Origin of the sequence: Nostoc sp. DedVER02, assembly GCF_034530675.2 — a bacterium.
In the GTDB taxonomy this organism is placed as follows: Bacteria; Cyanobacteriota; Cyanobacteriia; order Cyanobacteriales; family Nostocaceae; genus Nostoc.
Genome location: NZ_JAVRCP020000007.1, coordinates 103,989 through 117,740, shown reverse-complemented (window position 1 = coordinate 117,740; position 13,752 = coordinate 103,989). Strand labels below are relative to the sequence as shown.

General features: G+C 43.0%; 12 protein-coding genes. 5 read left to right on the top strand and 7 right to left on the bottom strand.

Features of this window, described 5'->3' with window-relative positions; translation table 11 throughout:
- The first annotated feature begins 50 nt into the window (after positions 1 to 50).
- Positions 51 to 1,547, top strand: coding sequence for an acyl-CoA synthetase (locus RMZ41_RS10580; protein WP_322641375.1), 1,497 nt, complete (start codon positions 51 to 53; stop codon positions 1,545 to 1,547).
- 154 nt (positions 1,548 to 1,701) lie between these two features.
- On the opposite strand, the gene RMZ41_RS10575 is transcribed toward RMZ41_RS10580, so the two are convergent.
- Entirely contained in the window at positions 1,702 to 4,140 is a 2,439-nt protein-coding gene (locus RMZ41_RS10575; protein WP_322641376.1) for a response regulator, read from the bottom strand.
- Positions 4,141 to 4,161: 21 nt separating this feature from the next.
- Complete coding sequence (locus RMZ41_RS10570) at positions 4,162 to 4,329, bottom strand: hypothetical protein (protein ID WP_322641377.1); 168 nt, start codon at positions 4,327 to 4,329, stop codon at positions 4,162 to 4,164.
- A 165-nt stretch (positions 4,330 to 4,494) separates the two neighbouring features.
- Between RMZ41_RS10570 and RMZ41_RS10565 the strand changes: the two genes are divergently transcribed.
- The gene (locus RMZ41_RS10565) at positions 4,495 to 5,241 is read left to right on the top strand and encodes an alpha/beta hydrolase (RefSeq protein WP_322641378.1); all 747 of its coding nucleotides are present in this window, start codon (positions 4,495 to 4,497) and stop codon (positions 5,239 to 5,241) included.
- A gap of 131 nt (positions 5,242 to 5,372) precedes the next feature.
- On the opposite strand, the gene RMZ41_RS10560 is transcribed toward RMZ41_RS10565, so the two are convergent.
- The 4 genes from RMZ41_RS10560 to RMZ41_RS10545 all read right to left on the bottom strand — a co-directional run bounded on the left by RMZ41_RS10560 (position 5,373) and on the right by RMZ41_RS10545 (position 8,543).
- On the bottom strand, positions 5,373 to 7,433 hold the full coding sequence (locus RMZ41_RS10560; RefSeq protein WP_322641379.1) for a ribonuclease R family protein: 2,061 nt from the start codon (positions 7,431 to 7,433) through the stop codon (positions 5,373 to 5,375).
- 96 nt (positions 7,434 to 7,529) lie between these two features.
- On the bottom strand, positions 7,530 to 7,745 hold the full coding sequence (gene rpsR, locus RMZ41_RS10555) for a 30S ribosomal protein S18 (protein WP_012411240.1): 216 nt from the start codon (positions 7,743 to 7,745) through the stop codon (positions 7,530 to 7,532).
- 2 nt (positions 7,746 to 7,747) lie between these two features.
- Positions 7,748 to 7,942, bottom strand: a complete 195-nt coding sequence (gene rpmG, locus RMZ41_RS10550; RefSeq protein ID WP_322641380.1) for a 50S ribosomal protein L33 — start codon at positions 7,940 to 7,942, stop codon at positions 7,748 to 7,750.
- A 43-nt stretch (positions 7,943 to 7,985) separates the two neighbouring features.
- Complete coding sequence (locus tag RMZ41_RS10545; RefSeq protein WP_322641381.1) at positions 7,986 to 8,543, bottom strand: RDD family protein; 558 nt, start codon at positions 8,541 to 8,543, stop codon at positions 7,986 to 7,988.
- Between the two features lie 330 nt (positions 8,544 to 8,873).
- Here RMZ41_RS10545 and RMZ41_RS10540 point away from each other — a divergent pair, with 330 nt between their 5' ends.
- Positions 8,874 to 9,500 (top strand): PEP-CTERM sorting domain-containing protein, encoded by a 627-nt coding sequence (locus tag RMZ41_RS10540; protein ID WP_322641382.1) that lies wholly within the window; start codon positions 8,874 to 8,876, stop codon positions 9,498 to 9,500.
- Between the two features lie 49 nt (positions 9,501 to 9,549).
- Entirely contained in the window at positions 9,550 to 10,872 is a 1,323-nt protein-coding gene (glp, locus tag RMZ41_RS10535; protein ID WP_322641383.1) for a gephyrin-like molybdotransferase Glp, read from the top strand.
- A gap of 127 nt (positions 10,873 to 10,999) precedes the next feature.
- Here glp and RMZ41_RS10530 read toward each other — a convergent pair whose 3' ends face one another.
- Complete coding sequence (locus RMZ41_RS10530; protein ID WP_322641384.1) at positions 11,000 to 12,232, bottom strand: cysteine desulfurase-like protein; 1,233 nt, start codon at positions 12,230 to 12,232, stop codon at positions 11,000 to 11,002.
- Between the two features lie 308 nt (positions 12,233 to 12,540).
- On the opposite strand from RMZ41_RS10530, the gene RMZ41_RS10525 reads away from it, so the two are divergent.
- On the top strand, positions 12,541 to 12,762 hold the full coding sequence (locus RMZ41_RS10525; protein ID WP_322641385.1) for a DUF4327 family protein: 222 nt from the start codon (positions 12,541 to 12,543) through the stop codon (positions 12,760 to 12,762).
- Positions 12,763 to 13,752: the final 990 nt, after the last annotated feature.

The window sequence follows — 13,752 nt, the reverse complement described above, 5'->3', positions numbered from 1 at the left end:
TATATGTTTTGAGTAAGCAGACTGAATCAACCTTAAATCGGTAAATAAACGTGAATCTCCCATTGATTATTCGTGCTGAAGAACACAGCGAGAAAATAGCTATTGTGACAACGGATGGATCGTTTACCTATCGGGATTTGCTCCATACCTCTAGTCAAATAGCAACAACTCTTCTTCAGAATAGAGAAGATTTACAAGAGGAGCGAGTCGCCTTTCTGATCCCACCTGGATTTGAATATGTAGCCACTCAATGGGGAATTTGGCGTGCTGGTGGCATAGCTGTACCTCTGTGTGTTTCCCATCCGCGCCCAGAATTGGAGTATGTAATTACTAATTCTGGAGCATCGATTATTGTTGCTCATCCTAATTTTGAAAGTATACTGCGTAGTTTACCGCCGCAGGCATCGCTAGCCGAAGCACTAAATTTAAGATTTATCCTTACCTCAGAAACCCTCCCATCTAATGTTACTCATCTCCCAGAAGTAGATATCACTAGACGCGCCTTAATTCTCTACACTAGCGGTACAACGGGTAAACCCAAGGGTGTAGTTACAACCCATCAAAATATTCAAGCGCAAGTGACTAGCTTAAATACTGCTTGGGAATGGACATCTAGCGATCGCATTTTACATATACTGCCACTACATCATATTCATGGAATTATTAACATCCTGACGTGTGCTTTATGGGCTGGCGCGGAGTGTCATCTGTTGAGCTTTGATACCGAAACCGTTTGGAAGCGAATTTGTGACGGTGACTTAACCTTATTTATGGCAGTACCAACGATTTATGTAAAGCTAATTACAGCTTGGGAAAATGCCTCTGAAGAAGGTCAAAAAGCCATGTCAGAAGGCTGTGCTAAAATGCGCTTGATGGTTTCTGGCTCGGCAGCATTACCAGTTAAAGTTTTAGAAAAGTGGCAGAGTATTAGTGGGCATTTTCTGCTAGAGCGATATGGGATGACGGAAATTGGTATGGCGTTATCGAACCCTCTGCACGGTGAACGGTTGGCTGGATATGTAGGAAAGCCACTACCTGAAGTTGAAGTAAGATTAGTAGATGAGAACGGATTAGTCTCAGCCGGAACACCGGGAGAGATCCAAGTTAAAGGCCCCGGAGTGTTTCTCGAATATTGGCAAAACCCTGAAGCAACAGTCAAAGCCTTCCAAGATGGCTGGTTTTGTACTGGAGATACCGCCGTAGTTGAGAACGAGAATTACCGCATTCTGGGACGGATGAGTGTAGACATCATCAAAACCGGAGGCTATAAAGTTTCAGCTTTAGAAATTGAAGAAGTATTGCGATCGCATCCAGATATTCAAGAATGTGCAGTGGTTGGGGTTGCAGATATAGAATGGGGCGAACGGGTTTGTGCTGCATTAGTATTGCAAGGGTCACAACCTTTGACATTAGAATCTTTTAGGAGTTGGGCAAAAGAGCGATTGGCTGTTTATAAAGTGCCAACCAAAATTTTGATAGTTGAAGAATTACCGCGCAACGCAATGGGGAAAGTTACTAAGCCGACGGTGGTTGAGCTATTTCGATAATAGCGATAACTCCTTTATCAAACAGAATTCAGGAGTCAGGAGTCAGAATTCAGTTGGGTATTCTGTATGACTGGCGGATAGCGCCAACGGCAAGCGAGTCATCGAGCGTCGCGTCTTGATTCTGACTCCTGAATTCTGACTTCTGAATTCTTCTTCAAATATTGTGTTTTAGCAAGCTCACGATTTTGCTAACTAATATTTTTGGCTCCACAGGTTTGGTAATGTGCATCTGGAATCCTGCTTGAATTGCTCTTTGCCCGTCAAGTTCTGTGGCATAAGCGGTAAGTGCGATCGCTCTTACAGTTCCGCCCTGGTTGGCTCTGCGCGATCGAATCTGCTGCATCAGCATATAGCCATCCATCTTTGCCATACCCACATCACTTACCACCACATCGGGAATCAGCCGATCCAGGGCTTGCAATGCCTCAAACCCAGAGGTAACGGCTGTTACCTTTGCGCCACTCTGTTGGAGCAGAAATGCCTGAAATTCGCGGGTATCGCCATCGTCATCCACGAGCAAAATTTGAATGTTATCTAAAGCCGCTTCTGTATCTGCTTGGGTACGAGTTGGCTCAGATTCCATCGGCGTTGCCTGCTGCATGGCAGGTAATTGGACGATAAAGGTTGCGCCTTGATTTTCTCCCTGACTTTCTGCCCTAACCGTGCCTTTGTGCATCTCCACAATTTGTTGCACGATCGCTAGCCCTAGCCCCAATCCACCAAATTTGCGGGTAGTCGAGCCGTCTTCTTGCTGAAAATACTCAAACACATGGGGTAGAAAACTGGGATTAATGCCCTTACCCGTATCCATTACCCGAATCTGAATCAGGCGATGGAGTTGCCTCAATTCAACAGTTACTTGTCCACTGTTGGGTGTAAACTTAACTGCATTGGTAAGCAAGTTACACACTACTTGCTGCAAGCGCCCAGCATCGCCATAAATGGGGGCAACTGTGTTGTCAAGGTCAAGTGCGATCTGAATGTTCTTTGCTTCTGCGGCCAAACGCACAGTTTCTACAGCCGCAGAAATTACAAAAGTCAAACTGACGGGAAGCGCTCTTAAGGTCAGTTTTCCCTGCATAATGCGGGAGATGTCGAGTAAATCTTCGATCAGTTGCAATTGCAGTTTGGCGTTGCGCTGGATTGTTGCCAACGCCTCAGCTTGGCGGGCTGCATCGAGTTTGCCGTTTTGCAGCAACTGCGTCCAACCCAGAATCGGGTTGAGGGGCGATCGCAGTTCATGGGACAGCACAGCTAGAAATTCATCTTTAATCCGGTTGGCAAGTTCTGCTGCTTCTCGTGCCGCTTGCTCCCGTTGCAGAAGCTTTTCACGTTCAGCTTCGGCTTGAATTCGCTCGGTGACATTCTTGAAATACATGGTAACTCCCTTGGCGGCAGGGTAGGAGTGAACTTCATACCAGCGATTGTGGTCAGGGTAAAACTCTGTCAGTGAAGCAGCCACGCGATCGCGCATCACGCGCCGATGCATCTGCTCAAAGTCGCTGCCATTAACACCCGGAAATTCTTCCCAAAAATTTTTTCCAATTAAGTCACCTGGAATCCGCTCAACCAGCGCCCCAGCTGTTTGATTCACATAAGTAAACAGCCAGTTCTCATCCACGGCAAAGAATGCGTCTGTAATGCTTTCCAGAATATTCCGGCTCTGCTCCTCACTTTCTTGCAAGGCTTGGTTTGAGCGATCGCGTTCAAAGACGATGCTAGCAACTTTAGTACCGAAGTTTGCTAGTTGGCGTTCCCAGTCAGTCGGCATCCGGGCCTCGTCGAAGCACAGCATCAAAGATCCAAGGGGCACGCTGTTCGCGTTCAGCACAGGTGAAGAATGACACGCTAGTATTCCGTGAGTCACACATAAGTTTCGCCATTCTTGTGACCAGCGATCGTCGTTGGCAATATCGGCGCAACTAACGGGCTGACCGCAATACACCGCCTCACCGCACGTTCCGATACACAGGTCATTAATCGGAGCATCTTTAAGTCCTTGCCCAAAATCTGCCCCGAAATCCGGGGTAATGGAGGTATTAAACGTCAGTCCTTGGGCATCTGTCAGCAGAAAACAGGCACGGGTGCGGGGATTAAGCTGAGACACCGAGGCACATACGGCTGCAAGGCATTCATCCAGAGCCTGCCCCGATGCGATCGACTCCAGCAGACGATTCTGCTCGATCAACATCAGTTCTGCCTGTTTAAGTTTGTGGCGTTCAATAGCCTCCTGCAATGCCCGTTGAACGCAGGGTATCAGTCGCCCTAACCGTTTCTTGAGAACATAATCTGTGGCTCCCCGTTTGAGCGTTTCGATCGCCAATTCCTCACCCAAACTGCCAGAGACAAAAATAAAGGGAGTTTCAGGACAAAGGTTGCGGGCAATTTCTAACGCATCGATGCCATGAAAATCGGGCAGGGCATAATCCGCCAGAATCAAGTCGAACTCCTCGGTTGAGAGTGCTGTCACAAAATCAGCGTGAGTATCTACTCTTTGCAGTTCATAGTTAATGCCGCCATCTAACAGTATGGCTCGAATTAACTCTGCATCCACTGGATTGTCTTCAAGCAAGAGAAACTGGAGTGTTGACATGATTGTGCCTTGTGCTGGAGTTCAGGTAATGATAAGTGGAATATCACGCCCCCTTTGCGGTTTTGCCATGCGGTCTTTCAGGGGCATTTCCTCCTCCACAACGATCGCCAGTACTTCACCGAGAAACTTTTTAATCGCGGGTGAGTTCAAAACGTTAGTGCTGTAATCAAAAGTAATGGCGCTCTCCATAACAGTGCCAGAGGCGATCGCAAAAATTAGTAGTCACTGGAATTATAAATAAAAATTTCGCATTGAGCCAATGCTTGAAGGACTGATGTATCCTCCTGGGCTTTCTGCTCTAATACTTGTAAGGTAAAAGATAAGCACAATTCAAAAAACTCACCTAAAATCACTATGAGTCTTTTTTGTCTAGTTCATGGCGCTTTCCAAGGCGCTTGGTGTTGGGGTTTATTAATTCCTTATTTAGAAGCGCAAGGTCACAAAACAATAGCAATGGATTTGCCAATTGAAGATAAATCTGCAAGTTTATCGCAATTTGCAGATGTAGTATTGCAAGCACTTCCAAAAACTGATGATGATGTTGTGTTGGTTGGTCACTCAATGGCTGGTACTGTTATTCCCCTTGTTGCAGAAGCGCGTCAAGTACGTCAATTGGTATTCCTAACTGCGCTTATTCCATACCCACAAACCAGTACATTGGATCAATTTTCTCATCATTTAGATTCTGATAGCCTCAAATCATTAAATTACGAACCCAAAGAGTTACATCAACTCCAACAATTTAATGATGAACCTTATATCTTTAATCCAATTTCTGCTGGTAAAGACTTTTCAGATGAAGCCGTATTAATGGAATTTTTCTATCACGATTGTCAACCGGATACAATGCGTTGGGCATTTTCAAAAAGACGTTTGCAGCAATCAATGGCATACATTTTTGAGGTTAATCCCCTGAAGGATCTACCAAATGTAGAGTATAAATATATTTTTTGTAGTGACGATCGGATAATCTCTCCTGCATGGTCACGCTACGCTGCACGTAAGCGCTTGGGAGTTGATGCCATAGAACTACCTGGAGGACATTGCCCACACTTGTCTCGTCCTGCTGACCTTGCCTCAGTATTAACTAATGATATTTAGATTATTTTGCAGATTTTAGTCTGGAAACTCGCTCCAGGTTAACTTGTGTAACCCGGTAGGCAAGCGAGGAAGGGGCTATGACGTACCTTATTTGACAAATGACAAATGACAAATGACAAATGACAAATTATTTAATTTGCTGCTGTTTGGGCTTCTTGATAAATTATTTCTTGAAACTGAATCATATCTTTTTGCGGATCGGCGTGGCTAACTTTCACTAAAATCTGTTCGCCCAACTTCACAGAACGTTTGAAAACCATTGGTAACTGTAAGCCCAAATCTTCGATCAAAATTAGGGCCAAGTTGCTGTCTTCCCGCAGCCACATTAATACTGTGACATCCCAAGTTTCCTCTGGATGACGGCGTAAATACTCTAAAGCATAATATCTATTAGTTTGCCGTTCTACCATCGTCACCTCTTGGGTGATGCTGCTGACAGTCATCATCACTTCTTTAAGTTGATCTGCGGAAAATGGCAGAACTTCACCACGCAAATGGGCTTTAAGTTGGAAGTGAGTAAGCAAATCACTGTAACGACGGATGGGAGAGGTTGCTTGAGTGTAAGTATCTAAACCCAAACCAGCATGGCGTAGAGGTGTAATGCTCATTTCACTCTTGGGCATACAACGACGCATGGCGCAAGCACGAACGAATCCGGCAGGAAGTAGCAATAATTCTTCTTCTGAAGGTAATTCTGGTTGAGGTTGACCGCGAAAAGGTAAAGGTATGTTATGAGCTTTACCATAACGAGCCGCAACTTCACCGGCAACAATCATCATTTCTGCGACTACTTGCCGTGATGGGGAATCGTCCAAAATATCAATATCGATCTCGTCACCTTTGACTTTGATTGTTGCTTCGGGCATGGTGATACTAATTGCCCCTTGAGCATAACGCCAAGCTTTTCGTTTTTGCGCCCAAGTTGCGATCGCAGCAATTTCTGGTTCTGCCTGTACCCGTAATTGCAACATTTCATCTACATCTTCGTAGGTGAGGCGATAAGTCGGCTTAATTAAGCTGGTATGAATGCTGTAATCTTCTACTCCCCCAGTTGTATCTAAAATAATTCCGAAACTGAGGGCGCAACAAACCTTTCCCTGGATTAGACTCATTGGCCCAGTTGCCAATACTTCTGGGAACATGGGAATCATCCCCGTAGGTAAGTAGACTGTACTACCCCGCTTTCTGGCTTCCAAATCTAATTCATCTTCGGGGACTAACCATCTAGTCGGATCGGCGATATGCACCCACAACCGCTCCCGGCCATCGGGTAGAACTTCCCAACTTAGACCATCGTCGATCTCTGTGGTAGTTTCATCATCAATAGTGTAGACCTTCAGGTGAGTCAGATCGAGGCGGTTTGTATCTGAGTCAATCGGTGGGAAATCCAAACGCTGTTGCGCCACTTCTAATACCTTATGAGGAAATTGAATCGGAATTGAAGAACGACGCAGGAACAGGTTTTCATAAGGACTCCAGCAACCTAAATCTACTAATAGTTGAAAAGCCCCTTGAGGCGTTGTGGGTCGTCCCAGCATGGTCATCGTTTCTAATACTGGAGCGCTGGGCGGATAAGCGCGAGCTAAGGAGTCATAATTAACTCCTGTCCGCACTGTATCAGCAAGCAAGGCGGCGTATTTTTCGAGTCCTTCTAGACGCTGGCGATCGTGGCGCTGCCATTCTACTGCTTCACCTTTGAGCGCCTGTTCTACACGAGTTAAAAATTCCTGCTGTCCTTTAGCTTTTAATGCCTCTACTTCGATCTGGTGCTTGCGTTCTGCCACCTGAGCAGCAGTTCGCGGCTCATAAGCGTCTCCTTTTTGCTTGAAATAAAGTTTGTCGTCTGATAACAAGCAATGGGCGGCGTAACAATGAGGCGCGGCTGATTCCGAAAACAGCAGATTCGCCATCAGTTCTGGAGTGACTGTTTCCCCATCTTCAACCAGTAATTCCCAAGCTATCTCTAAGCTAGATGGGTCTAGATAAGGGTTGACTTGCTCCAAAAAGCTGGCAATCTCAGAGGTCTTGTAGGTCTGTCCGGTAACTGTATAAGTTATTTGTCTAGGCGCGAGGCTGTGGGACTGACCACGGTCATCTACCACAAACCAGCGGGTTTTACCGTCTGGGCGTTCTACGATCCCCAGACGGCGATCGCCTTGAACCCTAAATTCAACTAGCGTCCCCTTCTCCACAACTCTCGCACTTTAATTTGGTGAACAGTTTAAATAGTTAGGAGTTAGGAGTGAGGAGTTAATTGATAACTCATAACTCATAACTCATCACTCTTTTTAGCCTTCCGCATTGATAAATGGCAACAAAGCCACAATCCGCGAACGTTTAATTGCTAATGTCAACTCTCGCTGTTGCTGAGAGGTAAGCCCAGTAATTCGACGTGGCAGTATTTTACCCCGCTCGGTGACAAACTTACGTAATAAATCAACATCTTTATAATCGATTGGTTCTCCTGGCTTAATCGGAGACAGACGACGACGGAAATAACTCATCTCTACTTAATTTCCTTGTGAACAGTATGTTTGTTGCAGTGGGTGCAGAACTTTTTCAGTTCTAGCCGATTAGTCGTGTTGCGGCGATTCTTGGTGCTGGTATAGCGTGAAACACCAGCAGAACGCTTGTCTGAATTTGTCCGGCAGTCAGTACACTCTAGTGTGATAATGATGCGGGCACCTTTACTCTTAGCCATAATCTTACAAACAGTGAAGCCTGAAGAGATTTAACACAAATGACTATCTTCTCACATTCCGCCGCATATTTTCAACTAATCTTTTAACTTTTATATCAAGTGAGTAGCCACGACGCGATGAAACGATGAAGGTTCCACAATAGCGATCGTGTAAAGCCTGCCGCATCTGGGTATCAGAGAAGGCAGTCCCACAATCAATTGCGAGGGGAATTACTAGCAGTATAGCAGTGGGATTGGCTCTAATATTGCTCAGGGCAATTGACACCAAAAGCGCACCCAAGCCGATAATTGCTTCTCGCTTCACTAGTGAGAGCAAATCTGGAATTCTGCCTACAACTTCCCTATCTTCGACTTCCAACACCTTTAAATCGAACGCCCAACGCCCTAAACTTTGCCCTTGATTGTTGTATGGCACTAGTACCCGCAAAATCAGCCAAAGCATTACAAAAACTAAGATTTCAACAAATTGAATACCGATATCGCTGCCTCCCAGTAGGGAACTGACTAACCAGACACCAAGGAAATCAAGTCCTAATGCCATACCTCGCCGCCCAATTTCAGCCTTGGGATAGTGTTTTTGGGGAAGTCGTTCGATAGTCATACAAAATAGGTATTTTTATTTAGGGGTTGGAGAATAATGATTGCTCCTGTTTTTTATCTTAAGGTGATGACTCAATACTGCTCGGGTTTTGCATTTTTAACTCGGCATTGGGTTTGGGGTAAAGGTTAAAGGGTAAAGGTTAAAGGTTTTTTCTTTCCCTTTTTCCCTTTAACCGACAAGTATTGGGTGATGACTTGGGTTTGGCGTTTAAACCGTTATACACAGAGAAAAGTCTCATAATTAGGGCATTCATGCTGCCCATTGTACAAGAGTTTATTTTTGGGAAATATCGTATTGTATTGTTGTAAAAACTATTTGGAAGTTCTATTTATGACACATCTGTTTGCTAAAACAGCTATTCGTATGGTGACGACTACTGCTTTAGGGTTAGCGATCGCTATCACCACTCATAATCTAGCTAATGCTGCTGAATTCAACTTCAGCTGGAAGGGAGACACTGGTTATTCAGCTAAAGGTTCATTTAACTACGATACAACAACCGCTCCCAGCGTCATTTCGGAAACAGGTTTGGGAACTACGAAGAACTTGCAGTCTCTCTCTATTTCCTTCTTCGATCCATTTAGTACTCTCATAAATAGTTTCACTCCAGTGCTTAATGGTGTATCTAACTACAGCTTTTTGAGATTTAACTTTGATAACACTAAAGAGCAAATATTTGGCCCATTTGATGTTGGCAAGGATGATGAACTTCCTAGCGACACATGGCTGAATAATAATCTTGCACTTATAGACCAAGGTTTTAGCGATGAGGTTCTAGCTAAAGAATTTGGTTTTAACAATAGAGATGCAGCAGGGACAAAGAAAATACTAGATTTGAGTAACAATTCTGTTCAGGTATCCAAAGTCCCCGAAGGAAGCGTAATTATAGGTTTACTAGCAGTGTGTAGTTTGGGATTGACTGCTCATACAAATCTCTACAAAGCTAACCAAGAGTAGACTCAGTGTTACTTTACAGGGATGAAGTAAAAAGTCGGAGGCGATCGCTATGGTATCAGTCAGCGATGCAGAAGCAATTATTTTAAATTTAGTACAACCGTTGGATTGTCAACGGGATACAGAACTTGTAGATTTATTGGCAGCCGATAGCCGAATTTTAGCAGTGCCCGTCACCAGTCCGTTAGATTTTCCCCATTGGGATAATTCGGCAATGGATGGTTACGCAGTTCGCTACGAAGATGTACAGCACTCTAGCGCCGAACAACCGGCCGTTTTAGAAATTGTTGAAGAGATTCCGGCTGGATATCAGCCCAAATCTACAATTCAACCAGGGGAAGCTGCACGGATTTTCACAGGTGCGGTGATTCCAGCAGGTGCGGATACTGTAGTTATGCAAGAGAGGACACGCCGTGAGAAAAACCGCGTGTATATTTTGGCTGCACCAAAACCGCAAGAATTTGTCAGATATCAAGCATCTTTTTACCAAGCTGGAACACAACTATTACCAGCCGGAATTAAGTTAAATGCCTCAGAAATTGCTGTATTAGCGGCAGCACAGTGTCCCCAATTAAGTGTTTACCGCCGTCCGCGTGTGGCAATTTTTTCTACTGGTGATGAATTGGTGAGTGTCGATCAACCGTTGCAATCAGGACAGATTGTGGATTCTAATCAGTATGCGCTAGCAGCTTTGGTAAAGGAGAGTGGCGCAGAACCATTACTGTTAGGGATTGTGAAAGACGATCCAGTTACTCTGGAGAAAGTTATTGCTCATGCTGTTGCGATCGCTGATATAGTTCTCTCTTCTGGCGGTGTCTCAGTGGGAGATTATGACTATGTTGACAAAATTTTACAGTCTCTAAAGGCAAAAATCCACATTCGCTCTGTGGAAATGAGGCCAGGGAAACCCCTCACCGTCGCCACTTTTCCCAGTAGACACGCGATGAATCCTACAGACGCGATGAATCTTACAGACGCGATGAATCCTACAGACGCGATGAATCGCGTCTCTACAAACTGCCCACTTTATTTTGGTTTACCAGGAAATCCTGCGGCTGTGTTGGTGACATTTTGGCGGTTTGTGCTACCAGCGATTAAGAAACTTTCGGGAATTGCTGAAGGTTGGCAGCCAATGTTTTTGAAAGTGCGATCGCATCATGAATTGCGATCGGATGGTAAGCGGGAAATTTACCTTTGGGGTAAATTGCATTTAATTGATGGAGTTTACGAATTTCACAAAGCTGGTGGTAGCCATAGTTCTGGCAATTTAATTAATTTAGCTCAAACCGATGCCTTAGCTGTTCTCCCTGTGGGTAAAACATTAATTTCGCCACAAGAAGAGGTACAGGTTTTGCAGCTTGTTAATAGGTATTAGGGAATGGGGAAGAGGCAAGGGGGCAGGGAGCAGGGAGCAGGGGGAAAAATACCAATGCCTAATGCCCAATGCCCAATGCCCAATTCCCAATTCCCACTTCCCAATTCCCAATGCCCAATTCCCAATCTTAAAATATCTGCTCAAATGCCTCAATCAAGCTGTTAACTTCCTCAAGAGTGTTGTAATGTACCATACTCACCCGAACTATTCCACCTTGCGAGGCTAACCCCAGGTATTCAATCAGGCGTTTAGCATAAAAGTCTCCGTAGCGAATCCCGATGTAATGCTGGTCAATTTTTGCCGGAATGCTTGAGCTATGCATTCCATCTACTACAAAAGATATAGTCGGTACGCGGAATTCTCGATCAGCCTTCGATTGGCCAATCACTCGCACATTAGGTTTACTGTTGAGGTAATTTAGAAGGCGATCGCTAATTTTTTCTTCATGTATGCTCATTAAATCAAATGCCTGCACCATCTGACCTCTCAAATCAGGTGCAGTGCGATCGCCATAGTGCAGTTGTGCTAACTCACTTAAATAATCACATAAACCTAACATTCCATAACTTAATTCAAAATTGACATTCCCTAACTGAAATTTATAAGGTATATCTGTCTGTTGAATAAAATAATGATTTAGTCCAGGCAATCTTAATAAATGTTCTTCTTTGCCATAAAGTAAGGCATGGTGTGGGCCATATACTTTGTAACAACTCAAAGCGTAGAAATCAACATCTAAATCTTGGACATCCACTAATCTGTGTGGTGCATAAGCTACACCATCTACACAAATCATCGCATTGCGATCGTGTACAAATGCAGCAATTTCTTTAATAGGATTGATAGTTCCCAAAACATTAGAAGCATGAGTCAAAGCTACCAATTTTGTACGCTGGCTCATCAATTGTTCTAAATCTCTTAAATCAAGTTCTAAGGTATCTGGGCGAATTTGCCATACTTTAACCTTAATTCCTTGTTTCTCCAAAGCGACCCAAGCGCCAATATTGGCTTCATGATCGCAATTAGTCACAATAATCTCATCACCAGGTGTAAAGGTTTGACCTAGACAAATTGAGAGAACTTTCAACATCATTGTCGTAGATGGGCCCATAACTACTTCTTTAGGAGAATTAGCATTAATGAAAGTAGCCATTCCTCTAGTTGCTAAAGCCAATCGTTCTCCCGCAAGTTGAGAAACACCATAAGAAGCTCCCAACTGAACATCAGAACTCAGAAGAAATTCGCTAATTCTATCTACTACCTTTTTCAGGGTTTGTGACCCGCCAGCATTATCAAAAAAAGTCCATTCACTAGTGAGTGCAGGAAAATATTGACGAACTTTATCAAGATTTAAAAGCATAGTATAAGTTTTGTAGAGAATGTTATTTACCCTAACCTAAGTTTGGCGAAGTCGCCCAAAGAGCATCTACATTCTCTTCTGGTATTTACAACTTCTTCTTGCTAGCCTTCTTGTTCTGCAAGAATTACTGGAATAAAAGTATCTTTTGAAACCTTAAAAAAGAGTTTACTGAGATACTTAACTTCCAACAAGAGTTAATGTCTTGATTCTTCATAATTCTCGCCAATTTATTTGATAAGTTTAAGGTAGAGTCAAATAAATTCTTGTTTTGATTCTTAATTCCTTGATTGAAAATAAAGGAACGACCTATGAACACTACGGTTAAATATGACATCGAAGTTATCAAGAAAGAAGCACTTCAACTTGTTAAAAAGAGACTTGTTAACCGTCAGCAGGCAATTTATACTCTGTGTAAATATATTCCTCATCGTGAGTGGGTTAATTTTGAACTTGAGCTAGAAAAAAATGAATTTCTACTCAGAGATAGAATTATCGACTTACTCAATCACGAATCTTGGGAACATGATTGAGACTGCATATTATATATAAGCTGTAACACATGAGCGATATATTAATAAAATCAAAATTACAAATTCATTTTTCATTATTTAAAACCCTCGAATTAAATCGGGGGTTTTAAATAAGAGATTATTGAATTAATATGAAGTTCGGAGCATCAATCTCATTCAGTAGCTCTAAATAATCCGGGGTTAAATCACCAGATTATTTACTCCTCCTGCTTCTTTAAACTTTCTAGTTATGTCAGCTAATACCTTATAGATGGGCTATAGCCTCGGATTTGATGACAATTAATTACTGGAATATTTCAAGGAAAAACTCTACTCAATTAATTCCGGTAATTGGATATTAGGCAGACAAGTTTTGTAGTCCTATCCATTCGTTCATAGGTTGCAATTGGTTTGCGTAAACAGTAGTATTTATACGTTTTTCTTTTTGAGGTTTTCTAGAAATTTTTTCTGCGACGGCCTCTGTAAATGAACTAGATTCATTCAAAGTATAAACAGGCATTTCTTGCCAGCAGTGGCGGCAAAACCAATAACTCTCTGTACGGCGTATATGTTCTAAAAGTAAATTTGAACAGCAAGGACAGTAATTCATATTTTTCTCAAATCCTGTTACTAAAAGTGTTATTGCACAGAATAGTCAGTTGCTAAACCTTTGGATATTTAAAACAATGTGTTTATGTTGTTTATGTTTTGACTATATTTAAAAAAAATGAGGAACTTGTGAAGAATTTTAAGATATAGGATTACTATTTGATTTTTGAACGAAATTAGGTATTGTAGCGTGTGTTAGAACGGAGTTCGTAACGCACTATTATCACGGGTTTGATGCGTTACGCTGTCGCTAACACATCCTACGGGTATTTTCGGAAATCAAACCGGATTCCTATATTTAATAATCTATAGGATTACTATTTGATTTTTGAACGAAATTAGGTATTGTAGCGTGTGTTAGAACGGAGTTCGTAACGCACTATTATCACGGGTTTGATGTGT

Coding starts and splice junctions, on each gene's coding strand:
- RMZ41_RS10565 (WP_322641378.1), top strand. CDS start 4,495: ATGAGTCTTTTTTGTCTAGTTCATGGCGCTTTCCAAGGCGCTTGGTGT.
- RMZ41_RS10530 (WP_322641384.1), bottom strand. CDS start 12,232: ATGCTTTTAAATCTTGATAAAGTTCGTCAATATTTTCCTGCACTCACT.
- RMZ41_RS10575 (WP_322641376.1), bottom strand. CDS start 4,140: ATGTCAACACTCCAGTTTCTCTTGCTTGAAGACAATCCAGTGGATGCA.
- RMZ41_RS10540 (WP_322641382.1), top strand. CDS start 8,874: ATGACACATCTGTTTGCTAAAACAGCTATTCGTATGGTGACGACTACT.
- RMZ41_RS10570 (WP_322641377.1), bottom strand. CDS start 4,329: ATGGAGAGCGCCATTACTTTTGATTACAGCACTAACGTTTTGAACTCA.
- rpmG (WP_322641380.1), bottom strand. CDS start 7,942: ATGGCTAAGAGTAAAGGTGCCCGCATCATTATCACACTAGAGTGTACT.
- RMZ41_RS10525 (WP_322641385.1), top strand. CDS start 12,541: ATGAACACTACGGTTAAATATGACATCGAAGTTATCAAGAAAGAAGCA.
- glp (WP_322641383.1), top strand. CDS start 9,550: ATGGTATCAGTCAGCGATGCAGAAGCAATTATTTTAAATTTAGTACAA.
- rpsR (WP_012411240.1), bottom strand. CDS start 7,745: ATGAGTTATTTCCGTCGTCGTCTGTCTCCGATTAAGCCAGGAGAACCA.
- RMZ41_RS10545 (WP_322641381.1), bottom strand. CDS start 8,543: ATGACTATCGAACGACTTCCCCAAAAACACTATCCCAAGGCTGAAATT.